This is a genomic window from Lysobacter oryzae DSM 21044, assembly GCF_059568595.1.
In genome coordinates this window covers 375069-396105 of sequence record NZ_JCANTQ010000010.1, presented here as the reverse complement: position 1 = coordinate 396105, position 21037 = coordinate 375069, and the positions used below count along the sequence as shown (strand labels likewise).

Annotated in this window: 23 protein-coding genes and 1 tRNA gene; 17 read left to right on the top strand and 7 right to left on the bottom strand. The window is 67.4% G+C overall.

Features of this window, described 5'->3' with window-relative positions:
• Position 1: 1 nt before the first annotated feature.
• On the bottom strand, positions 2-1477 hold the full coding sequence (locus BP05_RS07915; protein WP_496362178.1) for an ATPase domain-containing protein: 1476 nt from the start codon (positions 1475-1477) through the stop codon (positions 2-4).
• Positions 1478-1690: 213 nt separating this feature from the next.
• Here BP05_RS07915 and BP05_RS07910 point away from each other — a divergent pair, with 213 nt between their 5' ends.
• The 7 genes from BP05_RS07910 to BP05_RS07880 all read left to right on the top strand — a co-directional run bounded on the left by BP05_RS07910 (position 1691) and on the right by BP05_RS07880 (position 7021).
• Entirely contained in the window at positions 1691-2476 is a 786-nt protein-coding gene (locus BP05_RS07910) for a sensor histidine kinase (protein ID WP_496362176.1), read from the top strand.
• Positions 2473-3204, top strand: coding sequence for a response regulator transcription factor (locus BP05_RS07905; RefSeq protein ID WP_496362174.1), 732 nt, complete (start codon positions 2473-2475; stop codon positions 3202-3204). The genes BP05_RS07910 and BP05_RS07905 overlap by 4 nt, the downstream gene beginning before the upstream one ends.
• Before the next feature lie 242 nt (positions 3205-3446).
• Positions 3447-4025 carry an anthranilate synthase component II gene (locus BP05_RS07900; RefSeq protein ID WP_496362172.1) on the top strand — a complete coding sequence of 193 codons (579 nt, stop codon included), beginning with the start codon at positions 3447-3449 and terminating at the stop codon, positions 4023-4025.
• A 27-nt stretch (positions 4026-4052) separates the two neighbouring features.
• The gene (trpD, locus tag BP05_RS07895; RefSeq protein WP_496362171.1) at positions 4053-5093 is read left to right on the top strand and encodes an anthranilate phosphoribosyltransferase; all 1041 of its coding nucleotides are present in this window, start codon (positions 4053-4055) and stop codon (positions 5091-5093) included.
• Positions 5090-5425 carry an antibiotic biosynthesis monooxygenase family protein gene (locus BP05_RS07890; protein ID WP_496362169.1) on the top strand — a complete coding sequence of 112 codons (336 nt, stop codon included), beginning with the start codon at positions 5090-5092 and terminating at the stop codon, positions 5423-5425. The genes trpD and BP05_RS07890 overlap by 4 nt, the downstream gene beginning before the upstream one ends.
• Before the next feature lie 42 nt (positions 5426-5467).
• Positions 5468-6259, top strand: a complete 792-nt coding sequence (gene trpC, locus BP05_RS07885; protein ID WP_496362167.1) for an indole-3-glycerol phosphate synthase TrpC — start codon at positions 5468-5470, stop codon at positions 6257-6259.
• 24 nt (positions 6260-6283) lie between these two features.
• A complete protein-coding gene (locus BP05_RS07880) occupies positions 6284-7021 on the top strand; it encodes a haloacid dehalogenase-like hydrolase (protein ID WP_496362165.1) in 738 nt (245 codons plus the stop codon).
• 148 nt (positions 7022-7169) lie between these two features.
• Here the strand turns inward: BP05_RS07880 and BP05_RS07875 are convergent, their stop codons facing one another.
• A complete protein-coding gene (locus BP05_RS07875; RefSeq protein ID WP_496362163.1) occupies positions 7170-7631 on the bottom strand; it encodes a GNAT family N-acetyltransferase in 462 nt (153 codons plus the stop codon).
• Positions 7632-8267 (bottom strand): cAMP-activated global transcriptional regulator CRP, encoded by a 636-nt coding sequence (crp, locus tag BP05_RS07870; protein ID WP_187713520.1) that lies wholly within the window; start codon positions 8265-8267, stop codon positions 7632-7634.
• Positions 8268-8552: 285 nt separating this feature from the next.
• On the opposite strand from crp, the gene speD reads away from it, so the two are divergent.
• Positions 8553-9344, top strand: a complete 792-nt coding sequence (gene speD / locus BP05_RS07865; RefSeq protein WP_187712885.1) for an adenosylmethionine decarboxylase — start codon at positions 8553-8555, stop codon at positions 9342-9344.
• A gap of 68 nt (positions 9345-9412) precedes the next feature.
• Here speD and coq7 read toward each other — a convergent pair whose 3' ends face one another.
• Entirely contained in the window at positions 9413-10054 is a 642-nt protein-coding gene (gene coq7 / locus BP05_RS07860) for a 2-polyprenyl-3-methyl-6-methoxy-1,4-benzoquinone monooxygenase (protein WP_496362161.1), read from the bottom strand.
• A 25-nt stretch (positions 10055-10079) separates the two neighbouring features.
• Positions 10080-11255: a (Fe-S)-binding protein gene (locus BP05_RS07855; RefSeq protein WP_496362160.1), complete on the bottom strand. Its 1176-nt coding sequence runs from the start codon at positions 11253-11255 to the stop codon at positions 10080-10082.
• A 256-nt stretch (positions 11256-11511) separates the two neighbouring features.
• Between BP05_RS07855 and rplM the strand changes: the two genes are divergently transcribed.
• The 5 genes from rplM to maiA all read left to right on the top strand — a co-directional run bounded on the left by rplM (position 11512) and on the right by maiA (position 14369).
• Complete coding sequence (gene rplM, locus BP05_RS07850; protein WP_187712882.1) at positions 11512-11940, top strand: 50S ribosomal protein L13; 429 nt, start codon at positions 11512-11514, stop codon at positions 11938-11940.
• A 12-nt stretch (positions 11941-11952) separates the two neighbouring features.
• Positions 11953-12345, top strand: a complete 393-nt coding sequence (gene rpsI / locus BP05_RS07845) for a 30S ribosomal protein S9 (RefSeq protein WP_496362157.1) — start codon at positions 11953-11955, stop codon at positions 12343-12345.
• A 30-nt stretch (positions 12346-12375) separates the two neighbouring features.
• Positions 12376-12450, top strand: a tRNA-Gln gene (locus tag BP05_RS07840).
• Positions 12451-12607: 157 nt separating this feature from the next.
• Positions 12608-13594 (top strand): fumarylacetoacetate hydrolase family protein, encoded by a 987-nt coding sequence (locus tag BP05_RS07835; RefSeq protein WP_496362155.1) that lies wholly within the window; start codon positions 12608-12610, stop codon positions 13592-13594.
• 115 nt (positions 13595-13709) lie between these two features.
• On the top strand, positions 13710-14369 hold the full coding sequence (gene maiA / locus BP05_RS07830) for a maleylacetoacetate isomerase (protein ID WP_496362153.1): 660 nt from the start codon (positions 13710-13712) through the stop codon (positions 14367-14369).
• 43 nt (positions 14370-14412) lie between these two features.
• On the opposite strand, the gene BP05_RS07825 is transcribed toward maiA, so the two are convergent.
• Positions 14413-15528: a PilT/PilU family type 4a pilus ATPase gene (locus tag BP05_RS07825; RefSeq protein WP_496362151.1), complete on the bottom strand. Its 1116-nt coding sequence runs from the start codon at positions 15526-15528 to the stop codon at positions 14413-14415.
• A 111-nt stretch (positions 15529-15639) separates the two neighbouring features.
• Between BP05_RS07825 and BP05_RS07820 the strand changes: the two genes are divergently transcribed.
• The 4 genes from BP05_RS07820 to BP05_RS07805 all read left to right on the top strand — a co-directional run bounded on the left by BP05_RS07820 (position 15640) and on the right by BP05_RS07805 (position 19948).
• Complete coding sequence (locus BP05_RS07820; protein ID WP_496362149.1) at positions 15640-16857, top strand: DUF4398 domain-containing protein; 1218 nt, start codon at positions 15640-15642, stop codon at positions 16855-16857.
• Positions 16858-17211: 354 nt separating this feature from the next.
• Positions 17212-17430, top strand: a complete 219-nt coding sequence (locus BP05_RS07815) for an HP1242/YdcH family protein (protein ID WP_496362147.1) — start codon at positions 17212-17214, stop codon at positions 17428-17430.
• A gap of 209 nt (positions 17431-17639) precedes the next feature.
• Positions 17640-19016 (top strand): pyridoxal-phosphate dependent enzyme, encoded by a 1377-nt coding sequence (locus BP05_RS07810; protein ID WP_496362145.1) that lies wholly within the window; start codon positions 17640-17642, stop codon positions 19014-19016.
• 50 nt (positions 19017-19066) lie between these two features.
• The gene (locus BP05_RS07805; protein WP_496362143.1) at positions 19067-19948 is read left to right on the top strand and encodes a 2OG-Fe(II) oxygenase family protein; all 882 of its coding nucleotides are present in this window, start codon (positions 19067-19069) and stop codon (positions 19946-19948) included.
• Between the two features lie 9 nt (positions 19949-19957).
• Here BP05_RS07805 and BP05_RS07800 read toward each other — a convergent pair whose 3' ends face one another.
• Positions 19958-20980 carry a sulfotransferase family protein gene (locus tag BP05_RS07800; RefSeq protein ID WP_496362141.1) on the bottom strand — a complete coding sequence of 341 codons (1023 nt, stop codon included), beginning with the start codon at positions 20978-20980 and terminating at the stop codon, positions 19958-19960.
• Positions 20981-21037 lie beyond the last annotated feature (57 nt).

Here is a 21037-nt window from a genome sequence, read left to right as displayed (position 1 = left end):
ATCAGCGCCGCAAGATATCCGGCGGCGACGTGCGCTCCTGCGGCACGCCGGTCAGTACGCCCCGCAGTTCCCGCAACGGGTCGCCGATGGCGAAGCCGGCCGAGGACATCGTGAACGGACGAATCGTGCGTTCGTGCTCGCCTGTGCGCTGCTTGAGCACCGAGATCGCCTGCTTCACCTCGCCATCGGCCTCGTAGTAGCGCAACAGGATCACCCCGTCGGCGAGGTAGCTCACGTCCACGCGGTTGCTCATGGTGCCGATCAGCCCGAGTTGCGCGCTCACCAGCAGGGTGATCACCCCGAGCGACCCCAGGTAAGCCAGCAGGTCGTGCAGTTGCAGGAGCATGTGCTGTTCGCCGGGCATCGCGTTGAGGTAGCCGTTGAGGCTGTCGATCACCACCACGCGCACGTCGTCGCGCTCCACCGCATCGCGGATCACCTGGGTGAACTCGCCGGACGACAGTTCGGCCGGGTCGACCGCGCGCAGTGAGATCAGCTTGTCGTCGATGTGCCTGGAGACCGGGAAGCCCAATCCCTCCGAGCGGGTAACGAAGGCGCGCACGCTTTCATCGAAGGCGAAGATGGCGGTGCGCTCGCCGCGATCGGCCGCGGCGCAGGCCACCAGCGTCGCGAGCGAGGACTTGCCGGTGCCGGCCGCGCCGATCAGCAGGGTGCTGGTGCCGCGCGAAAGACCGCCGCCCAGCAGCGCATCGAGGCGTTCGACGCCGGTCGAGATCCGGTCCTGCGGTGCCTCGCGCCGGAAGTCGGACGCGACCAGGCGCGGGAACACCTGCAGGCCGCCCGTCTCGATCCGATAGTCGTGGTAGCCGCCGATGAACCGGCGCCCGCGGAACTTCGACACGCGAAGCCGCCGCCGGTCGCCGCCGAACGCGGCGTCCATCGATTCCATGCGCACCACGCCGTGCACGATCGTGTGCACCTGCATGCCCTGGTCCGCTGGGCCGACGTCGTCGAGCAACAGGGTCGTGCAGGCCAGTTCGGAGAAGTACTGCTTCAGGGCCAGGACCTGGCGGCGGTAGCGCAGCGCCGACCCGGACAGCAGGCGAAGCTCGCCCAGCGAGTCGAACACCAGGCGATCCGGCCGCGCCGCATTGATGTGGCGCACGATGCGCTGGGTGGTGTCGGCGAGCTCGACTTCCGACGGATGGAACATCGTGTACTGCGCGTCCGTTGCCGTGCGATCGGCCTCGGAGAGCGGCTCGTACAGCTCGATGCCGTCCAGCGACCAGCCATGCGACGCGGCCATCTCGCGAAGTTCGGCGTCCGTCTCCGAGAGCGACACATAGAGGACGCGCTCGCCGCGGTCGCGGCCGGCCATCAGGAACTGCATCGCCAGGGTGGTCTTGCCCGACCCCGGAAGGCCTTCGACCAGATAGAGCCGCCTTGGCGTGTAGCCGCCGGCGAGCACGGTGTCCAGGCCGGCAATGCCGGTGCTGATGGGTGGTGTGGAGAGCATCTGCTTGGCCTCTGCGGCGATCGGTATGCGGCGCGTTCCCCGCGCGTCCGCATGGAGGTCACCCAGTCTTCACCAGTTGGCTGGAAACGTGAAGTCAACGTTGCGTGAAACGGCGTAAAGATGCCGTAAAAATTCATCGTGTTCGGTTGCGGCTCAGCCCGCCGCGGCTAAAAAATCCGCGCCCCAAAAATCCAGGTTGGCTGATCCAGGACCATGCACGAAGACGCCATGCACAACTCCATGTTTGATGAAGCGCCCGCGATGCGCGGCGTCGCGATGGACGCGCTTGCATTGCAATCGGCATTGCTCGCGTCGGTCTCGCACGACCTCCGAAATCCGCTGTCGGTCATCCTCGGCGCGTCCGAAGTCCTGCATGACGGATTCGATCGTCTTGCCGACGAGGACCGGTATTCGTATCTGCGCTCGATCCGCCGCGAATGCCTGCGGATGGACGAGTACGTGCAGGGCGTACTGCACGCGACGCGGCTGCTCGTCGGTGGAACCGCGCGGCTGGTGCGGGACTGGGTCGGGATCGACGAGCTTGCCGGTTCGGCCGTGGAGCGCCTGTGCCGCTACCGGCCCGATACGCGCGTGTCGATCGACATCCGCTCGCCCTTGCAGCCCATGCATGTCAACGGCGCACTGGTCGAGCAGGCGCTGTTGAACGTGCTGGACAACGCCGCAAAGTTCTCCCCGGCCGGCGCGCCGGTGCATATGCGCATCGAGCAATGCGGGGACGCGAATGCGCGCATCGAGGTGGTGGATTCCGGCCCCGGTATTGCCGCGGACCAGCGGGAGCGGGTGTTTTCCATGTTCGTCAGCGACGACCCGCAATCGCGCGGTCGCGCCGGCGCGGGGCTCGGTCTGGCGATCAGCCGCACCATCGTGCGCGCGCACGGTGGCGACGCGGTGGCCGAGGAGCCGGATCACGGCACGAGCGGTGCGCGCGTGCGGCTGAGCCTGCCCGGAGGGAGGACGGCGGAAAGGAGCGGGCGATGAGCGAGCGTGCCCCGCACATTCTCGTCATCGATGACGAGCCGGAGCTGCGAAGCTTCCTGGCCCGCGTGCTGCGCTCGCAGGGCTACTCGGTGGATGCCGTGGCGACGGGGCAGCAGGGATTGGAGTCGTTGCACGCGCGCGGCGCCTCGCTGGTGCTGCTCGACATCGGCCTGCCGGACATCAACGGCCTCGACGCGCTGGCGCAGATCCGCCGCCGCAGCCAGACCCCGGTGATCGTGCTGAGCGTGCGCATGGAGGAGACGGAAAAGGTCGCGGCCCTCGATCGCGGCGCGGACGATTACGTCACCAAGCCGTTCGGCGTGCAGGAGCTGCTGGCGCGCATCCGCGCGAACCTGCGTCCGCGGCAGTCCGTTGCGGATCGCTCCTACCTCGACGACGGCTACCTGCGGATCGACCTGGCGAACCGCATCGTCAGTCTCGGCAACGAGCCGGTCACGCTCACGCCCAAGGAGTTCGCGCTGCTCGCCGTGCTCTCGCGCAACGCGGGCACGGTGGTGACGCAGGCGCGGCTGCTGCGGGAACTGTGGGGACCGACCTTCGAGCAGGACACGCATTACCTGCGCATCCTCGTCGCCCGGCTGCGGCAGAAGCTGGGCGACGACGCGACCGCGCCACGCTGGATCCTGACCGAACCTGGCGTGGGCCTGCGATTGCGCATCGACGCGGAAGAGGTCGCGTCCGCCAGTTCCCGGTTGCCCGTCGACTGACCTCCGCGCTGCCCCGGGGAATCAGGCCGGGTGGCTGTCGACGCGCGACGTGGCGCGGGGCAGTCTTCCTTGCGGGCGGCTCCGCATGGCCAAAATCGCATAAGCCACCGGCGCCTCCCGGACTTACCCAACCGGTAAGATGTCCGTCTGTTTCCGCGCTCGGCGGTCGCCGGCTCCGTCGGCACTCCAGCCGTTTCCCACGCGCAGCGGCAACGCCCGTTAAATCAGTGGCCAGGTCAAGCATGCTGTTGATGATCGACAACTACGACAGTTTCACCTTCAACCTCGTGCAGTACCTGCAGACGCTCGGGGCCGAGGTCAAGGTGGTGCGCAACGACGAACTGTCGGTCGGGCAGATCGCGGCGCTGGCGTGCGAACGCATCGTGATTTCCCCGGGGCCGTGCACGCCCAACGAGGCGGGCGTATCGGTGGACGTGATCCGGGAGCTCGGCGCGCGCGTGCCGATTCTGGGCGTGTGCCTGGGCCACCAGAGCATCGGCCAGGCCTACGGCGGCGACGTCGTCCGCGCCAAGACCATCATGCATGGCAAGACCTCGCGCATCCGCCACGAAGGGCAGGGCGTGTTCGCCGGCCTGCCCGATGCGTACGAGGCCACGCGGTACCACTCCCTGGTCGTGGCGCGCGAGACGCTGCCGCAGTCGCTGGAAGTCACGGCCTGGACCGACAACGACGACGGCTCCTTCGACGAAATCATGGGCCTGCGCCACCGCGAGCACCCGGTCGAAGGCGTGCAGTTCCATCCCGAATCGATCCTGACCGAGCACGGGCACGCCCTGCTCAAGAATTTCCTCGAGCGCTGACACGCGATCGCCGCACCCGGTTCGACGATGCCCATCACACCCCAAGAAGCGCTCCAGCGCACCATCGAGCACCGCGAGATCTTCCACGACGAGATGGTGGATCTCATGCGCCAGATCATGCGCGGCGAAGTCTCCTCGACAATGACCGCGGCGATCCTCACCGGCCTGCGGGTAAAGAAGGAAACCGTTGGCGAGATCGCCGGCGCCGCGACCGTTCTGCGCGAATTCGCGCGTCCGGTGCACGTGGCCGACCGCGGCAACCTGGTCGACATCGTCGGCACCGGCGGCGACGGCGCGCATACCTTCAACATCTCCACCGCGTCGATGTTCGTGGTCGCCGCCGCCGGCGCGAAGGTCGCCAAGCACGGCAATCGCAGCGTGTCGTCCAGGTCGGGCAGCGCCGACGTGCTCGAGGCGCTGGGCGCCAATATCGAGCTGCAGCCGGAGCAGGTCGGCGAGTGCATCGAGCGTTGCGGGATCGGCTTCATGTTCGCGCCGGTGCACCACCCGGCGATGAAGGCGGTGGCCCCGGTGCGCCGCGAGATGGGCGTTCGCACCATCTTCAACATCCTCGGCCCGCTGACCAATCCTGCGGATGCGCCCAACATCCTCATGGGCGTGTTCCATCCCGATCTCGTCGGCATCCAGGTGCGGGTGCTGCAGGAACTGGGCGCGCAGCGCGCGCTCGTGGTCTGGGGGCGCGACGGCATGGACGAACTCTCGCTGGGGGCGGCCACGCTGGTCGGCGAGCTGCGCGATGGCGTGGTCCGCGAATACGAGGTGCATCCGGAGGATTTCGGCATCGCCATGGCCGCCTCGCGCAACCTGCGCGTGGCCGATGCCCTCGAATCCAGGGCAATGCTGCTCGGTGCGCTGGACAACCAGCCCGGCCTGCCGCTGGAGATCGTCGCGCTCAACGCCGGCGCGGCGTTGTACGCCTCGGGGGTCGTCGATTCGATCGCGCACGGCATCGCCCGCGCGCGCGAAGCCATCGCTTCCGGCGCGGCGCGAGCCAGGCTCGAACAATTCGTCGCCACGACGCGCGACATCGCAGGAATCGCCGCATGAACGGCTTCGCCAGGCTGCCCGAACCGCCGTATTTCGCCGTGATCTTTTCCTCGCTGCGCAACGGCGACGACGAGGCCGCTTATGCGGCGGCGGCCGAGCGCATGCTGGAGCTGGCGGCGCAGCAGCCCGGCTACCTCGGCGCCGAGTCGGTCCGCGGCGCAGACGGCTTCGGCATCACCGTCTCCTACTGGGAGAGCGAAGCGGCGATCGGCGCCTGGAAACACCACGCCGAGCACGCCGCCACGCGCGCCCATGGGCGCAAGCACTGGTACGAACATTTCGAGCTGCGCGTGGCCAAGGTGGCGCGGGCGTACGGCAAGCCCAGGATCTGAGGCATTCCCGTTCGTTCCGGTCCGAGCCGCTAGAATTTCCGCATGAGCGACATCCTCAACACCATCCTCGCCCGCAAGGCCGAGGAGATCGAACAGCGCAGCCGCGTTCGCCCGCTGTCGGAACTGCGCGCCCGCGCCATGAACCAGTCGCCCACCCGCGGCTTCGTCCGCGCGATCCGCCACAAGCTGGCGGCGGGCGAGGCGGCGGTCATCGCCGAGGTGAAGAAGGCCAGCCCCTCCCGGGGCGTGATCCGCGCCGACTTCCGCCCGGCCGAAATCGCACGCAGCTACGAGGCCGGCGGCGCCGCATGCCTGTCGGTGCTGACCGACGTCGATTTCTTCCAGGGCAGCAACCTGTACCTGAGCGAGGCGCGCAGCGCCTGCCGCCTGCCGGTGATCCGCAAGGATTTCATCGTCGATCCCTACCAGGTCTACGAAGCGCGCATGATCGGTGCCGACTGCGTCCTGCTGATCGTCGCCGCGCTCGAGGATGCGCAGATGATCGAGCTGGCGAACCTCGCCGGCGAGCTGGGCATGGACGTGCTGGTGGAAGTGCACGACATCGACGAGCTCGAGCGCGCGCTGCAGACCGATTGCGAGCTGATCGGGGTCAACAACCGCAACCTGCGCACCTTCGAGGTGTCGCTCGACACCACGCTCGCGCTCAAGGACGCCGTCCCGCGCGACCGCATCCTGGTCACCGAAAGCGGGATCGCCACGCGCGGGGACGTGGAAAGGATGCGCGGCAACGGCATCGACACGTTCCTGATCGGCGAGAGCTTCATGCGCGCCCCGGATCCGGGCGCCGCCCTGCAGCGCCTGTTCGCGGCATGAGCGCAACTTCATGAGCGCGACTCCATGAGCGTGAAGGGCAAGCAATACCCCAAGGCTTCGTCCGCTGCACCGCTGGTCGTCTTCGACTTCGACCACACCCTGTACGACGGCGACTCGGGCAGCCACCTGTTCGCATGGCTTATCCGCCGCACCTGGTGGCGACGCCTGCTCGCGCTGCCGATGCTGCCGGTGTTCCTCCCGCTCGTAGCGTTCCTGCCGACGCGGCGATTCGGGGTCAGTGCCTTCGTCTGGGCCGGTACCGTGGGTTTCCACCGGTCGAAGGAGCTGGACAAGCTGATCGACCGCTACGTCGCCGCGCATGCGCAGGAAATCCGCCGACGCCTGCTGCCGATCGGCATCGATGCGCTGCATCGCCATCGCCAGGCAGGCGATCGCGTGGTCGTGGCAACCGGTGCCCCGCCAGAACTGGCGCGCGCCATCCTCGCCTTCGTCGCGCACGAGGACGTGCCGGTGGTGGGTACGGACATCGGGCCCCGCCTCGGTGGCTTGGGCGCGCGGCGCCACTGCCACAACGAGATGAAGATGACGATGCTGCGCGAGGCCGGCTTCCGCGACGAGGTCGCGGTCGCCTATTCCGACAGCAGCGCCGACCTGCCGCTGCTGCGCGCGGCGCGCAAGCCGGTGGTGGTGAACCCAAAGCCCTCGCGCGTGGAGATGTTCCGGCGCGTGCTGCCGGCAGGGACGCCGATCCTCAACTGGGGTTGCCGCAAGCGCGGCGGTGCAGCGGTGCAGTCGGCGTAGCCGGCGTTGCCCCGCGCGGGCGCCGTGGGTGGTGGAGCGTTGCCGTTATCGCGGCTCGCGTAGCGGTCGCGGTCGCGCCTAATGGATCGCGGGGTATTTCAGCGGGATCGCTTGCGAAACTGCAGGAATCGCTGCGCTGCGAACGCGCTCAGTCGCCCAGCAGCTTGATGAAATGCTTCGAGCTTTCCTTGTAGCCGCAGCCCAGGTAGAACGCATGCGCGACCGCGCGCCGCGGATTGCTGGTGACCTCGATGCGCGGTGCCTGGGCCCGGCGGGCGATGGCTTCCGCCTCGCGTAACAGTTGCCGGCCGATGCCCTGGCGGTTGCAGTTGCTGGAGACGACCAGGGCGGTGATGCGCGCCAGTTCGGTGCCACGGGCGAACGAGTAGCGGATGTCGAGCGACATCAGTCCGCACACCGCGCCGTCGATCTCGGCGACGACCAGGAACAGGTGCGGGTCGTGCAGCACCCGCGAGATGCGCTCGACGGCGTCCGCGCGCGTGCATGGATAACCAAGCTCTTCGAGCAGAACGGCGACGTCGTTGGCGTCGCCGATCTGGGCTGGGCGGATGCGTACCGTCGTGGACGACGAGCCGGCCAGCCTGCCCATTCAGTCGCGGGTTCCGTACAGGACCACGGTCTTGCCGCGGGCGTGCAGCTTGTTGTCGGCCTGCAGCTTCTTCAGCACCCGGCCGGCCATTTCGCGCGAGCAGCCGACCAGGCGCGAGAGCTCCTGGCGGGACACGCGGATCTGCGTGCCTTGCGGGTGGCTCATCGCCTCGGGTTCCTTGGCCAGGTCGTGCAGGGCGCGCACGATTCGGTCGGTGACGTCGAGGAAGGCAAGGCGGCCCGCCTTGCGGCTGGTGTCCAGCAGGCGGCGCGAGATCTGGGCGCCGATCTGGTACAGCAGCTTGGGCGCGTCGGTGGCCAGGCGGGTCAGCAGCAGGTCGTAGAAGCGCTCGTGGCCGATCTCGGCGAGCTCGCACGGGGTGCGGGTGCGCAGGACGACTTCGCGGCGGTCGCTTTCCACGAACAGGCCGAGTTCGCCGATGAACTCGCCCGGGCCGAGGTAGCCCAGCACCAGCTCGCGGCCGTCGTCCTCCTCGGTGATGATGCTCACCGAGCCGGAGATCAGGTAGTAGATGGTGTTGGCCGGGTCGCCCGGACGGAAGACGTCGGTACGGGAGGGATAGCGGCGGCGGTGGCAGTGTGCGAGAAAGCGCTCGATCGTGGCGCTGTCAGGCATCAGCGGGCTGTTGGTCTTTCGCAGGGCTATCACGGGATCAACCAGTCATTGATGAAGTTGATAGGAACCGGCGGAGCTTAGGGCCAACCCGCGGCATGGGCAAATAGTGCCGGATATTGCCGCAGGAGGTCACTGAAATGATGACGCCGATCGCAAATGGGTCGGCGGGCGCGCGACGGCGGCCCTGCGCCGCCACCCGTCCAGGCCGTTTGGCCCCCGTGTCCGATTGCCGCATAATCGCGCCCTCGCAAGCGCGGCCCCCCGCCGCCCGACCTGGACACTACATTGGTCAAGCCGCTGCCGCGCCTGAAGCTCCAAGGCTTCAACAACCTGACCAAGGCGCTCTCGTTCAATATCTACGATGTCTGCTTCGCCGCCTCCGAGGACGAGCGCAAGCGTTACATCGAGTACATCGACGAGGCCTACAACGCCGACCGCCTGACCCAGATCCTGACCGATGTGGCGGACATCATCGGCGCCAACATCCTGAACATCGCGCGCCAGGACTACGACCCGCAGGGCGCCTCGGTGACGATCCTGATCTCCGAGCAGCCGGTGATCGACAAGGCCGACGCCAAGGGCGTGATCTCGGAAGCCGTGGTCGCGCACATGGACAAGTCGCACATCACGGTGCACACCTATCCGGAGACCCATCCGGACAACGGCATCGCGACCTTCCGCGCTGACATCGACGTGGCGACCTGTGGCGTGATCTCGCCGCTGAAGGCCCTGAACTACCTCATCGAGAGCCTGGAGTCGGACATCGTGGTGATGGACTACCGCGTCCGTGGCTTCACCCGCGACATCAAGGGCAAGAAGCACTTCATCGACCACAAGATCAACTCGATCCAGGACTACCTGGCCAAGAACATCAAGTCGCGCTACGAAATGCTCGACGTGAACGTCTACCAGGAAAACATCTTCCACACGAAGATGCACCTGAAGGAGTTCGACCTCGACACCTATCTTTTCGAGGAAAAGGCCAAGAATCTCTCGTTCAAGGAACGCATGAAGATCGAGGCGCGATTGAAGCGGGAGATCGAAGAGCTCTACCACGGGCGCAACCTGGTCGACTGACCGCGGCGTTCCAGAACAAAGGCCGGCAATCGCCGGCCTTTTTCGTTGGCTCGTGCGGAAGTCGGTAGCTAGATCCGGTAGGCGATCGTCTTCATCAGGTTCGACGCCATTGCCATCAGCGTCGGCACCGGCGGCGGAAGCACGCGCGCGCCCTGCGCCTGCGCGTTGTCCGCATGGCGGGCCTCGTCTTCCTTCATCACACGCAGGATCGCGCGGCTGCGCGCGTCGGCGACAGGCAGCGTCTGCAGGTGCTCGTCGAGGTGCGCTTCGACCTGGCGTTCAGTTTCCACCACGAAGCCCAGGTTCCAGCCGTCACCGCGCAGCCCGGCCAGCGCGCCGATCGCGTAGCTGCCCGCATACCACAGCGGATTGAGCAGGCTCGGACGGCTGTCGAGCTCCTGCAGGCGCTGCGCGCACCATGCGAGGTGGTCCGTTTCCTCCTGCGCTGCCTCGAGCAGGTGGTGGCGCGTGGTCTCGTCGCGCGCCACCGCGGCCTGGCCGACGTACAGCGCCTGCGCGCAGACCTCGCCGACGTGGTTGATGCGCATCAGGCCGGCCGCGTGGCGACGTTCGGCATCGTCGAGCACGACGTCGGCCTCCGGGGCGGCAGGGTTGGGACGTTGCGCGGGTGGCGCCCCGAACACGGTATCCAGCGCGTTCTGCGCGTCGATGAGCAGGCGGTCGAATGGCGTGAGGGCGCGGGCGTTCATGTGGGGAAGTCTACCGCCGCGCGCGTCAGGGTCCGCTGGACGCGGGGTCCGTTGCCAGGCACGCGGCCAGCAGTTCGAGTGGGTGTTGCACCGGTTTGGCCGTGGCATTGGCCAGATGTAGGCGACAACCGATGTTGGCGCTGAGCAGGCGGGTCGCGCCGCTGTGTTCGAACGCGTCCACCAGCGGCTGGCGGTAGCTTGCCGCGCGCGACGCATCGAGCAGCATCTGCGTGCCGGCGGCGCCGCAGCAGCCGTAGCCGGCGGTCAGCTCGACCACCTCGAGCCCCGGCACCCGTGCCAGCAATCCGCGCAGCGCGGCGGTCGATTTCAACACGTTGCGCTGCGTGCACGGGAGGTGCAGGGCCACGCGCTCGCGGTGTGGCCGGAAGCGCAGGCGCTCGGCGCGTTCGTGCAGGAAGGTGATCGCGTCGGAGGTCGTTGCGATGTCGGCCAGCGCCTGCCCGAGCGCTTCGTGGCAGCCGCTGGCCATGGTCAGTACCGTCCCGCCCGCGGAAAATGCCTGTCGATTGGTCTGCGCGAGTCGTCGCGATGTCCGGGAGTCGCCGCCGTGGGCGTGCAAAGCACCGCAACACGTCTGGCCCTGCGCAGGCAGGACGGTGGTGCCGACAGCGGCGCAGAGTGCGGACACGGCATCGCGCAGGTCCCCCTCGTAGGCGCGGGCAACGCAGCCCATGAACAGGGCGGCGGTATGCACCGTTGGGTCGGCCGGCGAAAGCTGCCCATCCCGTGCAGGCGGGCGCGGCAGCAGTCGTAGCGCCGCAGGCAAGGCGGGGAAGAGCCGCCGATACAGGCCCAATGCGGCCGTCAGTGCGCGCGGCCGCGCCGCCAGCCACTCGACGGCGGCCTGGCGCAGGGAGCTGCCACGCCGGTCCCGCTGGCGCGAGCGGGCGACCGCCAGCAGCTGGCCGTAGTCGACGCCGGCCGGACAGACCGCTTCGCAACTGCGGCAGCCCAGGCAGTGGTCGAGATGGTTGTCCGCGGTGTCGGTGGGGGCGATCGTGCCGAGCTCCCAGGCGCGCACCAGGGCGATCCGGCCGCGGGGCGACTCGGCTTCGGTCCGGTCGAGTCCGTAGGTCGGGCACGTCGGGAGGCACAGGCCGCACTGGACGCAGCGATCGGCCAGCGCCAGCAACCGGTCCCGGGTGGCGTCGGCGGGTGCAGGGCGGTTGGCCGGAGGCATGGCGGGCGATGATATTTCCCAGGCTGGCCCCCGGATACCCCTACAGTTCGCCACAATGCCCATGGCGCGTACCGCTTAGGCTGGTCGCGCGCGGGTTTCGCCGGGGTTGCGGAGCCGAGCCGCGGCCGCTATCATTCCGCCTCTTTTCGCTCCATCCACAACGCGAAGCGAAGTTCCGCCGGTCGATCGCAGCCTGTCCTGACAGGTTTGCCCCGTGCGCAATCAGCTCGACCAGGTAACCCCAAGCAGAGCAGTCATGAAGACTTTCACCGCCAAGAACGAGACCGTCCAGCGCGACTGGTACGTCGTCGATGCCGAAGGCAAGACCCTCGGTCGCCTCGCATCCGAGCTCGCCCGCCGCCTGCGCGGCAAGCACAAGCCCGTCTACACCCCGCACGTCGATACCGGCGATTACCTCGTGGTGATCAATGCCGAGAAGATCGCGGTGACCGGCAACAAGCTGCAGGACAAGATGTACCACCGCTTCACCGGCTACATCGGCAACCTGAAGTCCGAGACCCTCGGCCAGGCGCTCGAGCGCCACCCGGAGCGCGTGATCGAGATCGCCGTGAAGGGCATGCTCCCCAAGAACCCGCTGGGCCGCGCGATGTACCGCAAGCTCAAGGTCTACAAGGGCACCGAACATCCGCACGCCGCGCAGCAGCCGCAGCCGCTCGACTTCTAAGGCATCCAGCACATGGCACTCCAGCAGAACTACGGCACCGGCCGTCGCAAGTCCTCCACCGCCCGCGTGTTCCTGCGCAAGGGCGATGGCAAGATCACCATCAACCAGCGTCCGATCGATGAGTTCTTCGGCCGCGAAACCGCGCGCATGATCGTGCGCCAGCCGCTCGAGCTGACCAAGTCGACCGACAAGTTCGACGTCGTCGTCACCGTCGCCGGCGGGGGCATCACCGGCCAGGCCGGCGCCATCCGCCTGGGCATCGCCCGCGCGCTGGTCGAGTACGATGACTCGCTGAAGTCCGACCTGCGCAAGGCTGGCTTCATGACCCGCGACGCCCGCGAAGTCGAGCGTAAGAAGGTCGGTCTGCACAAGGCACGTCGTGCCACGCAGTTCTCGAAGCGCTAATATTCGCTGCACCAGATTCACAGCTTCTACAGCCCCGTCGCCAAGCGGTAAGGCACCTGACTCTGACTCAGGCATTCGGTGGTTCGAATCCATCCGGGGCTGCCAAATCTACGAAGAACCCGCCGAAAGGCGGGTTTTTTGTTGGCAGCGTCCAAGCCGCTTCCCCGGTAAGTGCTATGGAATAAGCTGGCCCTCGACGCTCGCGAGGGTCAAGTTACAATTGCAACTATCGCGCGGCAGCGCAGAATTTCCCGGAGTCCACATGAAGCTCGGTTCCCTCAAGGAGGGCGGCCGCGACGGCACCCTCGTCGTCGTCTCGCGCGACCTGAAGCGCGCGGTCAAGGCGACCGGCATTGCCGATACCCTGCAGCGCGCGCTCGAGGACTGGTCGAACACGGCGCCGCGACTCAACGCCCTGTCCGATGCGTTGAACGAAGGCAAGACGGAGGCGGCCTTCGATCTCGACATGGCCGCACTTGCCGCGCCGTTGCCGCGCGCATACGAGTTCGTCGATGGCAGCGCCTACCTTCCGCACGTGGAGCGGGTGCGCCGCGCGCGCGGTGCCGAGGTGCCGGAAAGCTTCTACGTCGACCCGCTGATGTACCAGGCCGTGAGCGCCGGCTTCTACGGTCCGCGCGACGCGGTGCGAGTGGTCAGCGAGGACTACGGCATCGACCTGGAAGCCGAGGTGGCGGTCGTCACCGACGACGTGCCCATGGCGGTGACGCCTGACGCCGCCGCCGCGCACATCCAGCTGGTCGGCCTGGTCAACGACGTCAGCCTGCGCAACCTGATTCCGGCGGAGCTCGGCAAGGGGTTCGGCTTCCTGCAATCCAAGCCCCGTTCGGCGCTGTCGCCGGTATTCGTCACGCCCGATGAACTTGGCGATGCCTGGCAGGACAGCAAGGTGCACCTGCCGCTGGTCACGCACATCAATGGTGCCTGGTTCGGTGCGCCGGAAGCCGGCGTCGACATGCAGTTCAATTTCGCCCAACTTGTGGCGCACGCGGCGAAGACGCGGCCGCTGTCGGCCGGCACCATCGTCGGCTCAGGAACCGTTGCCAACGAAGACACCAGCCTCGGTGCATCCTGCTTCGCCGAGCGCCGCACGGTCGAAACGCTTGAGACCGGCAAGCCGATCACGCCGTTCATGAAGTTCGGCGACACCGTGCGCATCGAGATGAAGGCGCGCGACGGCAGCGACATCTTCGGCGCGATCGAGCAGCGCATCGAGCGCCAGCCCGCCTGACCGGCGGCGCCGGCCGGCCGGCGGAAGGATCACTGCGGGCCGTGGACACGGTTATGTTGCGGACGGGGCGCTGGCTTTGCGCTGGTGAGAGGGGCGGCAAGTGGAAGACGCGCGCATGAGCGATCTGTTGCGGCTGTATTCGTATTGGCGTTCCAGCGCGGCCTACCGCGTTCGGATCGGCCTGAATCTCAAGGGCCTTCCCTATGAGATCGTGCCGATCCACCTGCTGCGCGAGGGCGGCGAACAGCGCACCGCGGAATATCGCCGGATCAATCCGCAAGGGCTGGTGCCGGTCCTGCAGCATGGCAACCGGCAGCTGATGCAGTCGCTGGCCATCCTTGAATACCTGGACGAAACCTGGCCCGCGCGGCCGCTGCTGCCCGCCACCGCGCGGGGACGACAGCGCGCCCGTGCGCTGGCCATGGCGATCGCGTGCGACATCCACCCGCTCAACAACCTGCGCGTGCTGCAGTACTTCGAGCACGAGTGGAACGTGCCCCAACCCGAACGCGACGTGTGGGTACGCCATTGGGTGAGCGAGGGCTTCGGCGCGATCGAAGCCATGCTCAACGAGCACCTGTCCACCGGGCAGTATTGCGAAGGCGAGACCCCGACCATCGCCGACTGCTGCCTTATCCCGCAGGTCTATAACGCCAGGCGTTTCGGTGTCGACATGGCGCCGTTCCCGACGATCGCGCGCATCGAACAGGCCTGCCTGCGATTGCCCGCGTTCGACCTCGCGCGACCGGAAATGCAGCCGGACAAGCCGGCTTGACCTGCGCTTGCGGGCCGCGCACGCGGCGGCCCCGCCGGGACCTTCAGCCGGCCGAATCGGACGCGAACACGTCCGCGTACGGATCGTGCTCGCCCGTGCCGCCCTCGGAGAGGCGGAACTTGAGGTCGAGGCCATCGCGCGAGTCGGCGGCCTTGAGTGCTTCCTCGCGCTCGATCTTGCCCTGCTTGTACAGGCGGAACAGGCACTGGTCGAAGCTTTCCATGCCTTCCTGAAGCGAGCCTTCCATCGCGGCCTTGATCTCGTGCACTTGGCCGCGGCGCATCAGGTCGCGGATCATCGGCGTGTTGATCAGCACTTCCGTCGCCGGCAGGCGGCGTCCGTCCTTGCCGATGACCAGTCGCTGCGAAATCACCGCGCGCAGGTTCAGGGCGAGGTTCATCAGCACGTTCTTGTGTGCCGATTCGTGGAAGAAGTTGAGGATGCGCTCCAGGGTCTGGTCGGCGTTGTTGGAGTGCAGGGTCGCCAGGCACAGGTGGCCGGTCTCGGCGAAGGCGATCGCCGCTTCCATGGTGGTGGCGTCGAGGATTTCGCCGATCAGGATGACGTCCGGGGCCTCGCGCATCGCGTTCTTCAGCGCGTTATGGAAGGCGTGGGTGTCCAGGCCGACTTCGCGCTGGTTGACGATCGACTTCTTGTGCCGGTGCAGGTACTCGATCGGGTCCTCGATCGTGAGGATGTGCCCCGAAGTACTGGTGTTGCGGTGGTCGATCATCGCGGCCAGCGTGGTCGACTTGCCCGAGCCTGTGGAGCCGACGATCAGCACCAGGCCGCGCGGGGCCATGATGATGTCCTTGAGCACCTGCGGCAGTTGCAGTTCCTCGATCGACGGGATCACGCTGCGGATCGCGCGGATCACCATGCCGACCTCGCCACGCTGCTTGAACACGTTGACGCGGAAACGACCCGCTTCGGCCAGGGCCAGGGCCATGTTCAGCTCGAGGTCACGCTCGAAGATGGGTACTTGGCCCTCATCCATCAGCGAGTAGGCAATCTTCTTCACCATCCCGGCGGGCAGGCCGGTATTGCCGAGGGGGTGCAGCTTGCCCTCGACCTTGATGTAGACCGGAGCGCCCGTGGTCAGGAACATGTCCGACGCGTTCTTCTCCGTCATCAGCTTCAGGAAGTAGCCGATGTCCATGTATCCGTCCCCTCAGTTCTCAGTTGCGGCACGCATTGCAAGCGTACCGCGAGCTTCCGACAATGGCCGCGCCGAAGTTACACCCATTCCCGGTCGCCACGGCATCCCCCAATGAGCCCAAGCTTCGCACATATCCTGAAACTGTCGCTGGCACTGGTTCTCGCTTCGGCTTTGCCGGCGCTGGCTGCTGCGCCGCCCACGGCCGAGGTCGCCGCCGCACAGCAGGCGGTTAGCCGCGCGGACAGCGCGGATGGCGACCAGTACGCGCCCCAGGAACTCGCCACCGCCCGCAGCGAGCTCACACAGGCGCAAGCCGCGCTGGCAGCACGCAAGCACAAGGATGCACTGGCCTTGGCCGTGGCTGCCGCCGCCGACGGCGACTTGGCCTACGAGCGCAGCCGTGCCGCCCAGGCGCGCAATGAACTGGCCCAGCGCCGCGGCGAGATCGTCGAGCTGCGCCGGCGCATGCAGGTCGAGGAAGGCGCTCCGCGCCGCAGTGCGCTGGATGATTCCGCGCCCGCGGCGGGCGACTACGCGATGCGCCTACAAGCCCTCGCGGCGGATCCGCAGCTGGCGCCGCACGCCGCGTTCGAGCGCCTGCGCGCACAGCAGGCGGTGGACGCGCTGGCCAAGACGCGCGGTCGCAAGCGCGGGGCCGCCGAATACCTCACCCTGCGCCGGGTGGAAATCGCGGAACTGGCCGCACGCAATGAAGCGGCGCGCCGCGATATCGACCAACTCGATCGCGAGCGCTCCGAACTCCTGATCGAGGCGAGCCGCCGCGATGCCGAGGCGGCCCGTGCCGAAGCCGAGCGCCTGCGCGTCCAGGCGCAGATCCAGGCCGAGGAGGCCGAGCGCCTGCGCCAGCAGGCCGCACAGAGCGATGCGGCCATGCAGGACGTCGAAGCCGCCATTGCCGGCGTCAGCGATGTGCAGGCGGCCAAGCTCAAGGCGGCGCGCGAACGCGAAGCCAAGCTCGCCAGGGAAGAGGCCGAACTGGTGGCGGGCGGCAAGCTGCCGGCCTCGCGCTGGGACGAGCGGGGCGAGGTCTTCACCCTCGGCGCCGATGCGTTCGCCGCCGGCAAGGCCACCCTCAGCGAGAAGGGGGCCAGCAACGTGCGTACCCTCGCGGCGTACCTCCAGGCCACCAGTGGCAGTGCCGCCCGGATCGAGGGCGTCGATACCAAGGCGGCGCTGGCACAGCAGCGCGCGGAGGCCGTGCGCGACGCCTTGGTCAAGGCCGGCGCCTCGCGCCAGCAGGTCCGCGCAGCAGTCGGCGCGAGCGGCAAGTCCAAGCCCCGCATCGAGATCGTGGTTTCGACAAAATAACGTTAAAAATCAATTCTTTGTCGTGAGGAGCGGACGAAGTTCGCATTCTGCGCACCTTTCGTCCGTGGCTGCTTGCTGCCGCTCCCGGGGAGGAGTAGCTTCGATTATCCGAGCGGCCCCATCGCCGCTTGGTCGAGAGCCTGGCCCCATGACGCAGACGCCCCTTTCGCAGGACCCCGCCGCCACAAAAGAAGTCGCGGCGGGCCTGTGTGAAGCAGGTCCGCTGAAGCATCGTCCCGACCGGCTCCCACCCTCACCCGACGCAACGCCTCGGCCTCACGGCCGGGGCGTTGTTGCGTTCGGGGTCCTCGGCGTCCAGCCGCTGGCAACTGGCAATCGTTGAAGGAGGCACCCATGTTCGAAGAACAACCGCAGCAGGAAATCGACGCGCTGATGCGCAACAACCCGGAATTCCGGCAGCTGTATCAGCGTCATCGCGATCTGGACAAGAAGGTGATGGATGCCGAGCTTGGCGTACTGCCGATCGACGACACGACCCTTCACCAGATGAAGCGCGAAAAGCTTGCTGCGAAGGACCGTCTGGTTCGCATCTACGACGCAGGGCACCACTGACGGTACTGCTGGACTGAGATGTTGATGCCGGCGCGCCGGCCGTCACTACCCGCACCGGCTACTCCACGCGGGCGGCGGCGCCTTCCTCGTCGGGATCGCCGCCGCCCGCGCTGGGCACCGCGCATCGCGGACCAAGTCAAGACTGCGCCAGGCCATGGGCGCCCGCTAGAATCCGACGACGCCGCGCGGATCGCGGTCGCAGGATTCCCATGCCCGTCCATGCTTCCGTTCTCGAACTGATCGGCCGCACCCCGGTCGTAAAGGCCCGTCGCCTGGACACGGGTCCGTGCGAGCTCTACTTCAAGCTCGAATCGCAGAATCCCGGGGGGTCGATCAAGGACCGCATCGGCATGTCGATGATCGAGGGAGCGGAGAAGGCCGGAAGGATCAAGCCCGGCGATACCCTGGTCGAGGGCACCGCCGGCAACACCGGCATCGGCCTGGCCCTGGTCGCGCAGCAGAAGGGCTACAAGCTGATCCTCGTCGTGCCGGACAAGATGAGCCGCGAGAAGATCTTCAACCTCAAGGCGATGGGCGCCCAGGTCGTGCTGACGCGATCGGACGTGGCCAAGGGCCATCCCGACTACTACCAGGACATGGCCGAGCGCATCGCCCGCGAAACGCCGGGTGCGTACTTCATCAACCAGTTCGGCAATCCCGACAACCCGGCCGCGCACGAGTTCGGTACGGGCCCGGAGATCCTCGCGCAGATGGGCGAGGTAGGCGGGGTCGACGCAGTCGTGTTCGGTTGCGGCAGTTCCGGCACGATGACCGGACTGTCGCGCTGTTTCGCGGAGCAGTCGCCGCACACCGAGCTGATCCTCGCCGATCCGGTGGGTTCTATCCTCGAGGAATACATCAACCGCGGCACCCTCAGCGACAAGTCCGCGAGCTGGATGGTGGAGGGCATCGGCGAGGATTTCCTGCCGCCGATTTCCGATTTCACCCGCGTGAAGAAGGCCTACGCGATCAGCGACAAGGAGAGCTTCCTCACCGCGCGTGAGCTGCTGGAAAAGGAAGGCATCCTGGGCGGGTCGTCCACCGGCACGCTGCTCGCGGCCGCGCTGAAGTATTGCCGCGAGCAGACCAGCCCCAAGCGGGTGCTGGTGTTCGTGTGTGATACCGGCAACAAGTACATCTCCAAGATGTACAACGACTACTGGATGCTGGACAACGGCTTCCTCGATCGCGAGTCGACCGGCGACCTGCGCGACCTGATCACCCGGCCGTTCTCCAAGCGCGACACCATCGTGGTCGCCCCCACCGACCTGCTGGTCACCGCTTGGCAGCGCATGAAGCTGTACGACGTCAGCCAGCTTCCGGTGATGGATGGCGACAACATCGTCGGCATCGTCGACGAGAGCGACGTGCTGCTGCACGTCTACGGCGACGAATCGCGCTTCCGCGACCCGGTGGCGACGGCCATGGTCAGCAAGCTGGACAAGCTGGACGTGCGTTCGCCGATCGAAGCGCTCCTGCCGGTCTTCGACCGCGGCCACGTGGCGATCGTGGTGGACGGGGACAAGTTCGTCGGCCTCATCACCCGCATCGACCTGCTCAACTACCTGCGCCGGCGCGTGCAGTGACGCCTGTTGCGCCGGCCGGAGGACTCTTGCCGGGAGATCGGCTTCCGGACGTGAGGCTTCATGCCGGGTCCGGCCACAGCCACACGTTGCACGGTCGCTTTGCCGGCGCGCCGCTGTGGCTGGCGAAGCCGTCCGATGCCGCGGTGGCCGCGCGGTTGCCGGCGGTGCCCGATGGAGTGATGGCGCTGTGCGTCGATGCGAGCGTGCATGCCCCGGTTCCGCATGGCTGGCGCGCGTTCCGCGCCGACCCTCGCTGGCTCGAACTGCTTGGCAGCGACCTGGTCTGGCGGACGGACGCCAACCTGCGCGTCCAGGACGCGCGTCCCGTCGGCGATCCGATGCCTGCCGCTGTCCCAGCTCCGCCCGCCGCAACATTGCAGGGCATTGCCCCGGTGCTGCTGATCCCCCGTGTGTTCGAGCCGGACCTGTGCGCTGAGGTGGTCAGGCACCTGGAGGTCGACTGCCAGGGAGGCGAGCCGTCGCGCGTGCTGGTCAGGGAGAACGACACGCAGACGCTGCAACTGGATCCGTCCATCAAGCAGCGACGCGAGAGCCTCCCGCGCGATCCGGCGCTGGAGGCCCGCATGCACGAGCGGCTCATGCGCCGGGCGCTGCCGGAGATCGCACGCGCGTTCAACTTTGCGGTTGCGCGCCGCGATGCGTTGAAACTGCTGGCGTATTCCGCCGGGGGCGGTTACTTCAATGCGCACCGCGATAACGACACGCCCGATGTGGCGCACCGGCGTTTCGCGCTTTCGATCAACTTGAACAGCGGCGAGTACACCGGCGGAGCCTTCCGCTATCCCGAGTTCGGGTCGAACGTGTACGCGCCGGAAACCGGATGCGCGCTGGTGTTCTCCTGTTCGCTGCTGCACGAAGTGCTGCCGGTCGAGCAGGGAACGCGCTACGCGATGACCACGTTCCTGTACTGACGTTCGAGCCTATCGGAAAGGACGCAGGCGGGACTCCAGGGTCGGGAGATCATGGAATCGCATTTCGTCGTGGGCCCAGCGAAGTCCCGCGGCAATCGCACTGGAGTGGCGTTCCAGGGCCTGCCTTAGTTCGGCCTGGCGCGTGGAGGCATCGAATGGTTGCGCGATGCCCTTTGCATAGCGTCGCAGCACCCCCGACTCGCCGATGCGGCCTTCCAGGTCGGCGGGTACGGGCAGGCCGAAATGGCCGGCGAGTCGCGCGGTGGCCGCGGCGGGGTCCGCCAGCACGTCGGCAAAGTCCAGGTCGATGAGGCGCGGTCCGCTGTCCAAACCCAGGGCCAGTTCCCGCCACCGCATTTGCTCGCCCAGCCAGAGCCGGGCCAGGCGTTCCGCCGCCGTCTCGGCCGGCGCGTGCGAAGGCCGGGCACTGCCGCGAACCTGCTCCGTCGCCAGGCTTGCGTCCACCAGGCCTTCGGCGCGAAGCATGGTGGCGAGCCACGTCTCCAGGTCGACCCACAACATGCACGCGTGCCCGCTCTCCGGCAGGAGGCGGTCGGCCAGGGCGGTCACCACGCTGGTGGGCTTCACCACGACTGCGCGGGTATCGGCGAAACCCCGTGCGAGCAGCTGGCAGACCCTGGGCAGCCACCGCTGGATGCGGGAGGGGTCGCGCTCGTGCGCCAGGGTGAGGAGGGGAAGGGGCTCGCGCAATCCCAGCGCGCCCGGGACAAGGTCGAGCAGCCGGCTGACGAGGGTCGAGCCGCAGTGGCCGATATGGAACAGCCACTGCAGGCGAGCAGGCTCGGGCAGGTGGGCCGCGGAAACGGCTTCGTCCAGTTCGGCGCCGCTGACCTTCCAGCCGGAAACCTCGCGGTGCTGCAGGGCCCGCTGGTCCAGAAAACTCGCCCGGAAATAGTCGTCGCGGTCGAAGTGGAGGACCCAGGCCTGATCCGCCGAGGGATCGATCGCGTACAGCGGATAGGCTGCACTTTGGCTGAAATCGAGCGGCAGGCGGCGTCGGGATGCGTTCATGGTGAATGGTAGAATCGATGACCGTTCATGCTAGCCGCAACAGGAAGGCTGCGATTC